At 70.6% G+C, this 12,938-nt stretch carries 13 protein-coding genes; 7 read left to right on the forward strand and 6 right to left on the reverse strand.

The window, feature by feature from the left end; all coding sequences use genetic code 11:
• Positions 1-137: 137 nt before the first annotated feature.
• Positions 138-1,199, forward strand: coding sequence for an ornithine cyclodeaminase (locus ACO2TI_RS17715; protein WP_423286438.1), 1,062 nt, complete (start codon positions 138-140; stop codon positions 1,197-1,199).
• Positions 1,200-1,267: 68 nt separating this feature from the next.
• Here ACO2TI_RS17715 and ACO2TI_RS17720 read toward each other — a convergent pair whose 3' ends face one another.
• Positions 1,268-2,383 (reverse strand): alkene reductase, encoded by a 1,116-nt coding sequence (locus ACO2TI_RS17720; protein WP_423286440.1) that lies wholly within the window; start codon positions 2,381-2,383, stop codon positions 1,268-1,270.
• 129 nt (positions 2,384-2,512) lie between these two features.
• Between ACO2TI_RS17720 and ACO2TI_RS17725 the strand changes: the two genes are divergently transcribed.
• Entirely contained in the window at positions 2,513-3,361 is an 849-nt protein-coding gene (locus ACO2TI_RS17725) for an HDOD domain-containing protein (RefSeq protein ID WP_423286442.1), read from the forward strand.
• A 45-nt stretch (positions 3,362-3,406) separates the two neighbouring features.
• Here ACO2TI_RS17725 and ACO2TI_RS17730 read toward each other — a convergent pair whose 3' ends face one another.
• A complete protein-coding gene (locus ACO2TI_RS17730; RefSeq protein ID WP_423286443.1) occupies positions 3,407-5,242 on the reverse strand; it encodes an OPT/YSL family transporter in 1,836 nt (611 codons plus the stop codon).
• Positions 5,243-5,347: 105 nt separating this feature from the next.
• Between ACO2TI_RS17730 and ACO2TI_RS17735 the strand changes: the two genes are divergently transcribed.
• The 3 genes from ACO2TI_RS17735 to ACO2TI_RS17745 are packed head-to-tail and all read left to right on the forward strand — an operon-like array spanning position 5,348 to position 7,945.
• Positions 5,348-6,142 carry an ABC transporter ATP-binding protein gene (locus ACO2TI_RS17735; RefSeq protein WP_423286444.1) on the forward strand — a complete coding sequence of 265 codons (795 nt, stop codon included), beginning with the start codon at positions 5,348-5,350 and terminating at the stop codon, positions 6,140-6,142.
• Positions 6,132-6,929: an ABC transporter permease gene (locus ACO2TI_RS17740; protein ID WP_423286446.1), complete on the forward strand. Its 798-nt coding sequence runs from the start codon at positions 6,132-6,134 to the stop codon at positions 6,927-6,929. The genes ACO2TI_RS17735 and ACO2TI_RS17740 overlap by 11 nt, the downstream gene beginning before the upstream one ends.
• Positions 6,926-7,945 (forward strand): ABC transporter substrate-binding protein, encoded by a 1,020-nt coding sequence (locus tag ACO2TI_RS17745; protein WP_423286447.1) that lies wholly within the window; start codon positions 6,926-6,928, stop codon positions 7,943-7,945. The genes ACO2TI_RS17740 and ACO2TI_RS17745 overlap by 4 nt, the downstream gene beginning before the upstream one ends.
• Before the next feature lie 3 nt (positions 7,946-7,948).
• Here ACO2TI_RS17745 and ACO2TI_RS17750 read toward each other — a convergent pair whose 3' ends face one another.
• On the reverse strand, positions 7,949-8,743 hold the full coding sequence (locus ACO2TI_RS17750; protein ID WP_423286449.1) for a response regulator: 795 nt from the start codon (positions 8,741-8,743) through the stop codon (positions 7,949-7,951).
• A 140-nt stretch (positions 8,744-8,883) separates the two neighbouring features.
• Here ACO2TI_RS17750 and ACO2TI_RS17755 point away from each other — a divergent pair, with 140 nt between their 5' ends.
• Both ACO2TI_RS17755 and ACO2TI_RS17760 read left to right on the forward strand, forming a co-directional pair.
• A complete protein-coding gene (locus ACO2TI_RS17755) occupies positions 8,884-9,369 on the forward strand; it encodes a glutathione peroxidase (RefSeq protein ID WP_423286450.1) in 486 nt (161 codons plus the stop codon).
• A 10-nt stretch (positions 9,370-9,379) separates the two neighbouring features.
• On the forward strand, positions 9,380-10,573 hold the full coding sequence (locus ACO2TI_RS17760) for an aromatic amino acid transaminase (protein WP_423286451.1): 1,194 nt from the start codon (positions 9,380-9,382) through the stop codon (positions 10,571-10,573).
• A gap of 8 nt (positions 10,574-10,581) precedes the next feature.
• On the opposite strand, the gene ACO2TI_RS17765 is transcribed toward ACO2TI_RS17760, so the two are convergent.
• The 3 genes from ACO2TI_RS17765 to ACO2TI_RS17775 form a co-directional block, all read right to left on the reverse strand.
• Positions 10,582-11,247 (reverse strand): glutathione S-transferase family protein, encoded by a 666-nt coding sequence (locus ACO2TI_RS17765; RefSeq protein ID WP_423286452.1) that lies wholly within the window; start codon positions 11,245-11,247, stop codon positions 10,582-10,584.
• Positions 11,244-12,137, reverse strand: coding sequence for an EamA family transporter (locus tag ACO2TI_RS17770; protein WP_423286453.1), 894 nt, complete (start codon positions 12,135-12,137; stop codon positions 11,244-11,246). Before ACO2TI_RS17770 ends, ACO2TI_RS17765 begins: the two co-directional genes overlap by 4 nt.
• Positions 12,138-12,230: 93 nt before the next feature.
• On the reverse strand, positions 12,231-12,920 hold the full coding sequence (locus ACO2TI_RS17775) for a helix-turn-helix transcriptional regulator (protein ID WP_423286454.1): 690 nt from the start codon (positions 12,918-12,920) through the stop codon (positions 12,231-12,233).
• Positions 12,921-12,938 lie beyond the last annotated feature (18 nt).

Below are 12,938 nucleotides of genomic sequence, written 5' to 3' on the forward strand. Positions count from 1 at the left end.
AGAGCATGTTGGCACTTTGACTTTTACCCTGCAACTTCTGGTCGCTTTGCTGTCTTTTCTTTGGCGCGGCCGGTCTTCAGAATCGTTACGAAGGGCTTCGCCGGGAGGCCGGGCCCTTTCGATTTGGAGACGACGACATGGTGGACTACATCGGCGTGGCCGACATTCAGCGCTTGGTGCGCGAGATCGGACCCGCAAGTTTCATGACCCGGCTGGCCGATGAGATCGAGGACGATTTCCGGCGCTGGGGCGAGTTCGAGAAGTCGGCGCGGCTGGCCAGCCATTCCGACGTCGGCGTGATCGAGCTGATGCCGACCTCCGACGGCCGGCTCTATTCCTTCAAGTACGTCAACGGCCACCCGAAGAACACCGCGGCGGGGCTGCTGACCGTCACGGCCTTCGGCGTGCTGGCCGACGTCGACACCGGCTACCCGCTGCTGCTGTCCGAGTTGACCGTGACCACCGCGTTGCGCACCGCTGCGACCTCCGCGCTGGCCGCGCGCACGCTGGCGCGGCGCGACAGCCGCGTGATGGCCCTGATCGGCAACGGCGCGCAAAGCGAGTTCCAGGCGATCGCCTTCCATGCGATGTGCGGCGTGCGCGAGCTGCGCCTGTTCGATGTCGACCCGCTGGCGAGCGCCAAGCTCGAGGCCAACCTCGCGGCGCAGCCGGGTCTGGCCGACCTCAAGGTCGTGCGCTGCGCGTCGACCGCGGAAGCGGTGCGTGGTGCGGACATCGTGACCACGGTCACCGCCGACAAGCGCAATGCAGTGATCCTCACGCCCGAGATGATCGAGCCCGGCATGCACCTCAACGCTGTCGGCGGCGACTGCCCAGGCAAGACCGAGCTGCACGCCGACGTGCTGCGCCGCGCCGATGCGCGCGTGATCGTCGAGTTCGCGCCGCAGTCGCGCATCGAAGGCGAGATCCAGCAGCTCGAGGCCGACTTCCCGGTCACCGAATTCGCCCAGGTGCTGCGCGGCGAGGCGCCGGGGCGCACGAGCGAGCGCGACGTGACGGTGTTCGACTCGGTCGGCTTCGCGCTCGAGGATTACTCGGCGCTGCGCTTCCTGCACACGCTGGTGCGCGAGCGCAAGGGCGCGGCGCGGCAGATCGACCTGGTGCCCACGCTCGACGATCCGAAGGACTTGTTCGGCCTGGTGCGCGGGCGTGCCGGGGCGCTGCGCCGCGTCGCCTGACCGGCAACGCCGTCTCACGAAGCAACGGGGCCCGCGGGCCCCGTTGCTCTTTCGCGTGAACGCCGCGCTTACGCGGTGGCGTCGGCCAGTGCCGGGTAGTCGGTGTAGCCCTTCGCGCCGCCGCCGTAGAAGGTCGACGAATCGGCCTTCACCAGTGCCGCGTCCTCGCGCAGCCGGCGCGTCAGATCGGGGTTGCTGATGAACGCGCGCCCGAAGGCCACGGCATCGGCGCGGCCCGAGGCCACCGCGTCGAGCGCCATCTCGCGGCTGTAGCCGTTGTTGACCATCCAGGGCGTGCGCGCGCGCCGGCGCATCGCCGCGTAGTCGAAGGTCGCGCCGCCGCCGATGTCGAACTCGCGCGCGCCGCCGGTCATGCCCTCGATCACGTGCAGATAGGCCAGTGCGAACGGCGCGAGCTGCTCGGCCACGTGGTCGAACAGCGGCTGCGGATCGCTCTCCTGCGCGTCGTTGACCGGCGCGCCGGGCGACAGCCGCAAGCCGGTGCGCCCCGCGCCGATCTCGCCGGTGACCGCGCGCACGACCTCGAGCAGGAAGCGCGTCCGGTTGGCGATCGAGCCGCCGTACTCGTCGTCGCGCAGGTTGGTGCCCGAGCGCAGGAACTGGTCGATCAGGTAGCCGTTGGCGCCGTGGATCTCGACGCCGTCGAAGCCGGCTTCGATCGCGCGGCCGGCCGCGAGCCGGTAGTCCTGCACGATCGCCGGGATCTCCTCGGCGCGCAGCGCGCGTGGCGAGGACACTGCCTCGAAGCCCTGGGTCGTGAAGGTCTTGCTGCGCGCCGTCACCGCGCTCGGCGCCTCGGGCGGCTGGCCGTCGGGCAGCAGGGAGCTGTGCGAGATGCGGCCCACGTGCCACAGCTGCAGCACGATCTTGCCGCCCACGTCGTGCACCGCCTTGGTGACCGCGCGCCAGCCCGCGACCTGCTCGGCGCTGTGGATGCCCGGCGTGTCGAGGTAGCCGTGGCCCATCGGCGAGATCGGGCTGGCCTCGGTGACGATCAGGCCGGCGCCGTTGCGCGGATGGGCGCGCTGCGTGTAGTAGGTCACCGTGAGCGGCGTGGGCACGCGGCCGGCGCCGGCGCGGTTGCGCGTCAGCGGCGCCATCACGACGCGGTTGGCGAGCTCGATGTCGCCGAGGCGGACGGGGTCGAACAGGGAGTGGCTCATCGCGGGGACGAAAGGGGAAGCATGGGATCGGGTCATCCTAAAAGCGGGGCGATTGACCCGCTGCTGCACGCCTTCTCGTTCTGTGCTTGCACCTAGGATCGACCGCGATACCTGCCCCGAGTGCGTCTCATGCCTGTCGCCCCTCCGCTTCGTTCGCTCGAGATCGACCTGCCGGCCTGCCCGCAGGTGCTGGTCGACCTGTCCTTGCTGCTGCACGACGAGGGCGCCAACACGAACCGCATCGGCGCGCTGATCGAGGCCGACATGGCGTTGGCCGCCGCCGTGGTGCGCAGCGTCAACTCGGCGCTGTTCGGGCTGATGCGCCGCGTCGAGTCGGTGACCGAGGCGGTGCGCTACCTCGGCACGCGCGAAGTCGCGATGCTGACCTACGAGATCGGTCTGCGCGGCGCCTTCCCGCCGATGCCGCTGCTCGACGCGCTGTGGGAGCGCGCCAGTCGCCGCGGCCTCGCGATGGGCCGCGCCGCGGGCGTGCTCGACATCGATCCATGGCTCGCGCATTCCGCCGGCCTGTTCGCCGAATGCGGGCAGGCCGCGCTGGTCGCGCACGACGCCGACGGCTACGACGCGATGGTCAAGCGCCAGCCCGATGCGCTGGCGCGCATCGACACCGAGATCGCGCACTACGGCGTGAGCCACGCCGCGCTCGGCGGCGCGCTGTGCCAGGCCTGGGGCATGGCCGGCGAGATCTCGGAGACGGTGCGCCAGCGGCCACTGGCGCTGGCGACCATGGTGGTGCCGACCGCGACGCCGCTGAACCCGCCGGCCGACGACTGGCAGCACGAGCCGCCGATGGTGCGCAAGCTGATGGCGTTGATGGCCGCGATCGATCTGGCGCTGGCCGCAGCCGATGCGGCGGTGCTCGCGCGCGCCTGCGCGGAGCTGGCCCGGCCGGCCGGCGTGGATGCCGGCTTGCTGCAGCAAGCCGCCGCGGCGGGTGTGGCGCGCGTCGGCGGCTGAACGCTTCGACGCCCTCGCCCGCAAGCGGGAGAGGGCGCGATCCGGTCAGCCGGCCAAGGTCGTGACCAAGCCGTAGACGCCCAGGCCCAGCGCGGCCAGCGCGTCGCCCGCGATCAGTCCCCCGCCGACCAGTGAGGTCGAGTTCATGTCGCTCGGCAGGACGTCGTCATCGGCGCGCCGCCACTTCGCCGCGAAGTGGTTCACCACGCTCGAGATCACGCCCCCGATTGCGAACCACACCGAGGTCGCGAGGCTCAGGAAGGCACCGAACGAGAACGCGTAGGGCGAAGGCAGCAGCAGCGCGTCGAGCGTGAAGTCGACCGCCTTGTTCGCGCTGCCTTGATCCTTCCAGCGCCGGTAGGCCGCGCGGGAGAAGAGCCACTTGCGCGCCGACTGGAACACGAAGCCGAGCAGCACGCCGAGCCAGATCGCGGTGCGCTGGTGCGGCTGGTCGTCGGTCAGGCTGCGCAGCGCGCCGACGAACTTGTAGGTCATCGCCGCCGACCACTGCGCGGGCTGCTCGCCGGCCGACATGACGGTCTGGTCGAGCTTGAGCACCGGGTAGGCGGTCATGAAGAGTTGCGCGAAGCCGACCGACAGCACCGCACCCACCACCAGGCCCAGCACCTGGTAGCGGAACTGCGTCGTGCGCGGCGTGCCCAGGCGCCAGCCGGTCGAGCGGTCCTGCTGCATGTCGCCTGCCACCGAGCAGGAGATCAAGAGGATCGAGCCGGCCATCAGGCCCACCGCCGGATCCTTCAGGCCCAAGGCGGCCATCAGCACCACGCTCATCACGAAGGCCGACGAGATCGGGTTCGAGTCGCTGATGCCCAGCGAGATGCCGTTGACCACCGCCATCACGAACACCAGCGCGACGGCAAAGGCCATGAAGAACACCGGCTGGTGCAGCAGGCTCGAGCCGAGCCACACGATCGCGGCGCCGAAGAACAGCACCCAGGCCACGAGGCGGCCGGTGTTCGTCTTCTTCCACGCTTCCTCGGGCTCGGCGGCCGCAAAGGCGGACGGATGGCGCCAGCGCCGCCAGGCCTCGTGGCCGATCTGCGCGAGGTCGATGATCGCCGCGCCCATGATCATGCCCAGGCCGATCAGGAAGGTGATCTTGCGAAACGGATCGCCAGCCTTCAGCCAGCCGATCGAGACGAAGTACGGGATCAGCAGCGTGCCGAGCGCACCGGCCAGCAGCGCGGGAATCGCGATGCGTGCGCCGACCAGCAGGCCCGCGCCGAGCGTCGAGGTCGACAGCTCGATCACCGCCAGCGCGCCGACCTTGGCCGCGGCCAGTCCGCCGCCGACGCCCAATGCCGTGCCCGAGGCGAGCCGCGCGATCGAGCGGCGCAGCAGCACCGGATCGGTCAGCGCGCGCAGGATGTTGGCGACCGCGAGGCCCGACGGGAAGGTGAGCTGCAGCCGGTCGACCAGGATCGGCGTGTAGAGCATGCCGACGCCGGCGCCGAACATGCCGATCGCGCCCATGAACAGCATCAGCTGCCACAGCGGCGGCTGCGGCAGGCCCATCCAGATCATGGCCTGCACGAGCACGCCCATCGCGCTCATGCCGGCCACCGAGGCGGCCGCGGTCTGCATGTAGTTCGCGCCGTGCTTGCCCTCGGGGCCGTAGCCAAGCGTCACCGTCGAGCCCAGGATGCCCGCGAGCACCTGACCGCCGACGAAGAAGCCGATCGAGAAGTTCATGTACGAGGCGGTCACGCCGCCGAGCGGGCCCAGCACGAAGATGCCCAGCAGGGCCAGCATCAGGTGATAGCGCCACGAGCCGATCGCCGGAAGCCAGGTCCAGCGCACGCTTGTGGCGTGCGTGGCGCTGTTGCCGTGCGAGGGCGAGAGGGTGGTGGTCGAATTCATGGGCCGGCACGGTACCCGATCGGCCGGGCCGTCGGTAGGCGGACTCGCCCCAGCGCCCGGCCTCGCTGCGGCTAGAGTCGCGGGGTTTCGCACACGCTGGATTTCATGACCTCCCCGACCCCGCTCCTGGCCCTGCAAGGCATCGACAAACGCTATCCCACCGGCACCGAGGCGCTGCGCGGTGCCAACCTGACGATCGAGCGTCACGGATTCGTCAGCTTGCTGGGCGCCTCGGGCTGCGGCAAGAGCACGGTGCTGCGCCTGCTGGCAGGCCTGGAGCGGCCCACCGGCGGCCAGTTGCTGCGCGACCAGGCGCTCGAGACGCCGGGCGAGATCGGCTTCGTGTTCCAGCATCCCACGCTGATGCCGTGGGCGCGCGTGGCCGACAACGTCTCGCTGCCGATGCGGCTGCAGCGCCGCCCGGCCGCCGAGATCGCCGCCGCGGTCGGGCCTGCGCTCGACGCGGTGGGCCTGAGCGAATTCGCGCAGGCCTTTCCGCGCGAGCTCTCGGGCGGCATGCAGATGCGCGCGGCGATCGCGCGAGCGCTGATCACGCGGCCGCAGCTGCTGCTGCTCGACGAGCCCTTCGCCGCGCTCGACGAGATCACGCGCTTTCGCCTCGCGCAGGACTTGCGCGAACTGTGGGCCGGCGAGCGCTTCACCGCGGTGTTCGTCACGCACAGCGTCTACGAGGCGGTGTTCCTGAGCGAGCGCATCGTCGTGATGTCGCCGCGCCCCGGCCGCGTGGCCGAGGTGATCGACGTCAAGCTGCCCGGCGCGCGCGACGCGGCGCTGCGCCAGACGCCGGAGTTCGCGGTGCTGTGCGCGCGCGTCTCGCAGGCGCTGGCGCGCGCATCGGGCGAGCCGCAGCGTGCGGCCGAGGCGGTGCATGGCGGCTGAAGCGCCGCGCGCGCCGAGGCGCTGGCTGGCGCCGGTGCTCGCGTGCGCGGCGGCGCTCGTCGGCTGGGAAGCCGCGGTGCGCTGGTGGGACATCCCGCCCTACCTCCTGCCGGGTCCGTGGCTGGTGGCCCGAACGCTGGCGGAGAACTTCGCGTCGCTGGCACCCAGCTGGTGGTTCACGGTGAAGATCACGCTCGTCGCGCTGGCGCTGGCGGTGGCCGGCGGCGTCGCGCTGGCGCTGCTGTTCGCGCTGTCGCGCCGCATCGAGTCGGCGTTGACGCCGTTCGCGGTGGTGCTGCAGGTCACGCCGATCATCGCGATCGCGCCCCTGATCCTGATCCTGGTCGACAGCACGACCGCGGCACTCCTGATCTGCGCGTGGATCGTCGCGTTCTTTCCGATCCTTTCGAACACCGTGCAAGGCCTGCGCAGCGCCGATGCGAACCTGCGCGACCTGATGCGCCTGTACCGCGCGAGCCGCTGGCAGATGCTGCGCTACCTGCTCGTGCCGTCGGCGCTGCCCTACTTCATCGCCGGGCTCAAGGTGGCCGGCGGGCTGGCGCTGATCGGCGCGGTGGTGGCCGAGTTCACCGCCGGCGCGGCCGGGCGCGAGACGGGTCTCGCCTCGCGCATCCTCGAAGCCAGCTTTCGCACCGAGATCCCGAAGATGTTCGCCGCGCTGGTGCTGGTGTCGGTGACCGGCATCGCGATCCACCTGGCGATGCAGACCCTGGCGCGGCTCGTGCTCGGGCGCTGGCACGCGCAGTACCAGGACCCCACGACATGACCAAGCACTGGTTCGCCGCCGCCTTGATCCTCGCTGCCGCATCGGCGGTGCACGCCGCCGACAAGCTCGTGTTCGCGACCAACTGGAAGGCCCAGGCCGCGCACGGCGGCTTCTACCAGGCGCTGGCCGACGGCACCTACGCCAAGGCCGGCCTCGAGGTCACGATCCGCCCCGGCGGCCCGCAGGTCAACAACCGACCGCTGCTGCCGGCCGGCAAGATCGACTTCCTGATGACCGGCAACCTGCTGCACAGCTTCGACAACGCGAAGAACGGCGTGCCGGTGATCGTGGTGGCCTCGATGTTCCAGAAGGACCCGCAGGCGCTGTTCGCGCACCCGGACGCCGGCTACGCGAGCTTTGCGGACCTGAAGCGCGCGCCGGTCGCGTGGATCGCCAAGGACGCGCAGTTCTCGTGGTGGGCCTGGCTCAAGGCCGAGCACGGCTTTCGCGACGAGCAGCTCAAGCCCTACACCTACAACCTCGGGCCTTTCCTCGCCAACAAGCAGAGCATCCAGCAGGGCTACGCGGTCGAGGAGCCGATCGCGATCCGCGCCAAGGGCGGCTTCGATCCGAAGACCTTTCTGCTCGCCGACCACGGCTACAGCACCTACTCGACGACGATCGAGGCGCGCGTCGAGACGGTGCGCCAGAACCCGCAGCTGGTGCAGCGCTTCGTCGACGCGTCGATCACCGGCTGGGTCAACTACCTCTACGGCGACCGCCGCGCCGCCGATGCGCTGATCCTGCGCGACAACCCGGAGATGACGCAGGCGACGATCGACGCGTCGGTCGCGCTGATGAAGCGGCTCGGCATCGTCGACTCGGGCGATGCGAAAGAGCTGGGCATCGGCGCGATGAAGCCCGAGCGCATCGCCGACTTCCACGCCAAGATGGTCAAGGCCGGCTTGTACAAGCCGGGCGAGGTGGATCTGTCGAAGGTCGCGACGACGCAGTTCGTCAACCGCGGCGTCGGCGTCGAGCTCGCGCGCCGGCTGCAGGCCGTGCGCCAGCCTTAGCGGTCATTGCGCGGCCGCGGCGATCTCGACTTGCTGCAGCTCCTCTTCGAGCGTTGCGGCATTGACCGGCTTGACGCGAAAACTGTCGCAGCCGGCCAGGGTGGCGCGCACGCGGTCGGTGCCGCTGCCGCGCGCCGTCACGACCACCACGCGCGGGCGTTGCGCACCGGCGTGCTGCAGTTCGTGGCACAGCACCAGGCCTTCGAGTTCGCTCGCGTCGCTCGGGTCGAGCGCGAGGTCGACGAACACAGCGGCGTAGGCCTCGCGTGCCAGCTGGGCGCGCGCCTCGTCGGCCGTGGCGGCCGTGTGCACGGCGCAACCCAGTCGCTCGAGCTGCACGCGCAGGTACTGGCGAGCGACCTCGCTGTCGTCGACCACCAGCATCGGTCGTTCGAATCGGCGGCCCGTTGCGAGCGGTTCGGTGGTGGCAGGCCGCGAAACCGGCGGTGCGACCGGCGCCGGCTCGATGCCCGCGAGCGATTCCAGACCGCGCTGCAGCGCGAGCGGATCGATCGGGCGCGGCAGGTGCAAGGCCGCGCCCGGCAGCGACTGCGCGCCGATGATCACTGCAGTCGCGAGCTGGCCGCTGGCCCAGACCGCCTGCACCGCTTCGGGCTGGTCGCCGTTGATGACCGCCCAGTCGGCCTCGGCCAGCGGCGCGTCGGCGGCGGCGAGCACGAAACCCGGCTCGCGCCGCGACAGCAGCCGGAAGCAGGCTTCAAGCCCCTGGCGCTCGAAGGCACCGAAGCCCAGCAGGGCAACGCGAAATCGTGACGGCGGCGAGGTCGGGGCGTTCATGCATCCATGCTCGGCGGCGAGGGGCGTGATTTCCATCCCTCTCAGGGGGGCGTGAAGGCCGTTCGCGTGAACCTGTGCACGCAGGCGCGGGCCGGTCGATGGCGACGGGTAGCATCTCGGTCATTGCCCGAGGACGCACCATGACCACCGTCTACGACTTCGAAGCCCAGGACATCGGCGGCAAGCCGGTGAGGCTGTCCGACCACCGCGGCCGCGTGCTGCTGATCGTCAACACCGCCAGCGCCTGCGGCTTCACGCCCCAGTTCGCCGGCCTCGAGCAGCTGTGGAAGGACTACGGCGATCGCGGCCTCACCGTGATCGGCTTTCCCTGCAACCAGTTCGGCGGCCAGGATCCCAAGGGCAACGACGAGATCGCGAGCTTCTGCCAGGCCAACTACGGCGTGAGCTTCCCGATGATGGCCAAGATCGAGGTCAACGGCGCCGGCGCGCACCCGCTGTACCAGTGGCTCACGAAGGAAGCCAAGGGCCTCCTCGGCACGCAGGCGATCAAGTGGAACTTCACCAAGTTCCTGGTCGGCAAGGACGGCGCGGTGATCGCGCGCTACGCGCCGACCGACACGCCGGAATCGCTCAAGAAAGTCATCGAAAAGGCGCTTGCCGCCTGAGGTTGCACACATGTTCGAACACGTCGAGCCCTATCCGGGCGATCCCATCCTGTCGCTCAACGAGGACTTCGGCCGCGATCCGCGCGCCGACAAGGTCAACTTGAGCATCGGCATCTACTTCGACGACGCCGGGCGCATCCCGGTGCTCGACTCCGTGCGCCGCGCCGAGGCCCGCCTGGCCGAGGCCGGCGGCGCCAAGCCCTACCTCCCGATCGAAGGCGCGGCGAACTTCCGCACCGAGGTCGGCAAGCTGCTGTTCGGCGCCGATGCCGAGGTGCTGCGCGCGGGGCGCGTCGCGACGATCCAGTCGGTGGGTTCCAGCGGCGGCCTGAAGGTCGGCGCCGATTTCCTCAAGCGCTGGCTGCCCGACAGCGAGGTCTGGGTCAGCGACCCGACCTGGGACAACCACCGCGCGATGTTCGAAGGCGCCGGCATCCGCGTGCACACCTATCCGTACTACGACGCGGCCACCGGCGGCGTGGCCTTCGACGCGATGCTCGCGGCGTTGCGCCAGGTGCCCAGGCATGCCGTCGTGCTGCTGCACGCGTGCTGCCACAACCCGACCGGCGTCGACCTCACGGCCGCGCAGTGGGAGCAGCTGATCCCGGTGCTGCGCGAGCGCGAGCTGCTGCCCTTCATCGATCTCGCCTACCAGGGCTTCGGCGACGGCATCGCCGAGGACGCGCATGCGGTGCGCGCGCTCGCGGCATCGGACCTGCGCTTCGTCGTCGCGAACTCGTTCTCCAAGAGCATGAGCGTCTACGGCGAACGCTGCGGGGGCCTGAGCTTCGTCTGCAAGGACCGCGACGAGGCCGAGCGCGTGCTCGGCCAGCTCAAGGCCACGGTGCGCCGCAACTACTCGAGTCCGCCGATCCACGGCGGCCAGCTGGTCGCGACCGTGCTGGCCGATGCGGCGCTGCGCGCCGCGTGGGAAGCCGAGCTGGCCGCGATGCGCGAGCGCATCGTCGCGATGCGCCGCGCCCTGCACGACGAACTGCACGCCAAGCTGCCGGGGCGCGACTTCGGCTACTTCCTCACGCAGCGCGGCATGTTCAGCTACACCGGCTTGTCGCCGGCGCAGGTCGACACGCTGCGCGAACAGCACGGCGTCTATCTCGTGCGTTCGGGCCGCATGTGCGTGGCGGGGCTGAACCGAGGCAATGTGCGTCGCGTGGCGGACGCGATGGCGGCGGTGCTGGCCTGACCTGCAGCTCAGAACCAGGGCTCTTTGAGCCCCTCGTTCGCGAACATGCGCTGAACCGCCGGCCTGGCCAGCACGCGCTTTTGCCACGCGTTGATGTGCGGCAATGCGCGCGCCGGTCGCGGGAAGTTGCGCGTCCAGCGGCACAGCATGAAGGCATAGGCGTCGACCGCCGACCACTCGGCGCCGAGCAGCCACGGTCCGCCGTGGCGCGCCAGTTCGGCTTCGAGCTGGTCGATGAGGCCGTCGACGCGATCGCGCGCGTGCAGCTTGAGCCGCTCGACGCCGCTCGCATTGCCCTCGTCGACCCAGCGGTGCGGATAGAAGTAGACGATCAGCGTCGCCTGCAGCGTGTTGGTCAGCCACATCAGCCACTTGTAGGCATGGGCGCGCTCGGGCGTGCCGAGCGCGGGCATCAGCTTCGCGTGCGGATGCGTGTCGGCCAGGTGCAGGCAGATCGCCGCGCTCTCGTAGAGCACGAGTTCGCCGCCGGGCGCGGCGCTGTCGACCAGCACCGGCACCAGGCCATTCGGATTGAGCTTCAGGTAGGCCGGCGTCTTGTGCGCCCGGGCGTCGGTGTCGACCAGCACGCGTTCGTAAGGCACGCCCAGTTCCTCGAGCAGGATATGGGGCGCCATCGCGGCGCTGCTGGGAGCGAAATGCAGTTGCAGGCTCATGCGGGTCTCCTCGTGGGAATGGCAGCCGCCGTGCGGCGGCGCGCGGCGATCAGGTTGAGCACCAGGCCGGCGATCACCAGCGCGGCGGCGCCGAGCTTCCAGCCCGGCAGCGATTCGTCGAGCCACCAGGCCGACGCGGCGAAGCCGAACACCGGCACCAGCAGCGCCGCGGGCGTGATCGTCGCGGCCGGATGACGTGTCTGCAGCCAGCCCCAGGCGCCATAGCCGAACAGCGTGTTGCCCACCGCCTGCCAAGCGACCGCGGCCCAGGCAGCGACGCCGGCATGCGACAGGCCGGCACGCATGGCGGCCACGCCGTCGAACGCGACCGACAGCGCCAGCAGCGGCGGCACCGCGAAGATGCTGGACCAGACCATGAAACCCAGCATGTCGACCTTGCCGGCGCTGCGCACCACCAGGTTGGCGAAGGCCCAGCACAGCGCGGCCAGCAGCACGAGGCCCAGGCCGAGCGCGGTGACGCTGGCTTCCAGATGCGCGGCGATGACGCCCATGCCGGCCACCGCGAGCGCGAGTGCCGCGAACTGCAGCGGCGCGAGCCGCTCGCGGTGCAGCGTGGCCGACAGCGCGATCGTGAAGAACACCTGCGTCTGGATCACCAGCGAGGCCAGCGCCGGCGAGATGTCGGCGCGCATCGCGTAGAACAGGAGGCCGAACTGACCGGCGCCGAGCAGCACGCCAAACAGCGCGAGCCGGTGCAGCGCGACCGGCGGCCGGCGGATGAACAGCAGGAACGGGAACGCCGACAGCGCGAAGCGCAGCGTCGCGAACAGGAAGGGCGGCAGCTCGGCGAGGCCGAGCTTGATGACCACGAAGTTCGTGCCCCAGACCGCGACCACGGCCAGGGCGAGCAGCAGGTGCGAGGCGGGCATCGCGCGATCCTGTCGAAACGGCGGCGCAGTGTAGCCAGCGCCCGGCCGGCCTGCAGACGAGGGACGCTCAGCGCCGGCGGCGCGGTGTCGGCCTCACGATGCGGCGCGCATCTCCTCGAGCCGGAACAGGTCGGCCAGCGTCTTGCCCGGCTCGTCGCGGAATCCCTCGCCGGTGGGTGTCGCGGCCTCGATGCGGTCGACGCGGAAATTGCGGAAGTCCTCGCGCAGCTCGCACCAGCCGGCCAGCGTCCAGGTCGAGGCCCAGAAGAAGCAGCCCAGCGGGCGCACGACGCGTTCGCTCGGGGCGTCCTTCAAATCGAGATAGCGCAGGTGCAGCTTGCGGCGCGACTCGATCGCGTGGCGCAGCTCGAGCAGGCGCTCGCGCGTGGTGTCGGTCAGCGCCACCGGCGGCGCGTAGAGCACCACGCTGTCGGCGGCGGCGCGCGCGGCGGGCGGCAGCACGCCGATGATCTTGGACAGCGCGTTCTCGGCCTGCGCGGCCAGCTCGGCGTCGAGGCGCGGCTGGGCCAGCCGCACGGCGGCGACCAGGGCCTTGGCCTCGTCGGTCGTGAACATCAGCGGCGGCAGGTCGAAGCCGACCCGCATGCGGTAGCCGACGCCCGCTTCGCCGTCGATCGGCACGCCCTGCGCCTGCAGCGCGGCGATGTCGCGGTAGACGGTTCGTACCGAGATCTCCAGCCGTTCGGCCAGGAACTCGGCGGTCGACAGGCGTCGACCGCGCACGATCTGCACGATCTGGAACAGACGGTCGGCACGGCGCATGGGGGAAATGATGCCTCG

The organism is Caldimonas sp. KR1-144 (assembly GCF_049446155.1).
In the GTDB taxonomy this organism is placed as follows: Bacteria; Pseudomonadota; Gammaproteobacteria; order Burkholderiales; family Burkholderiaceae_C; genus Rivibacter.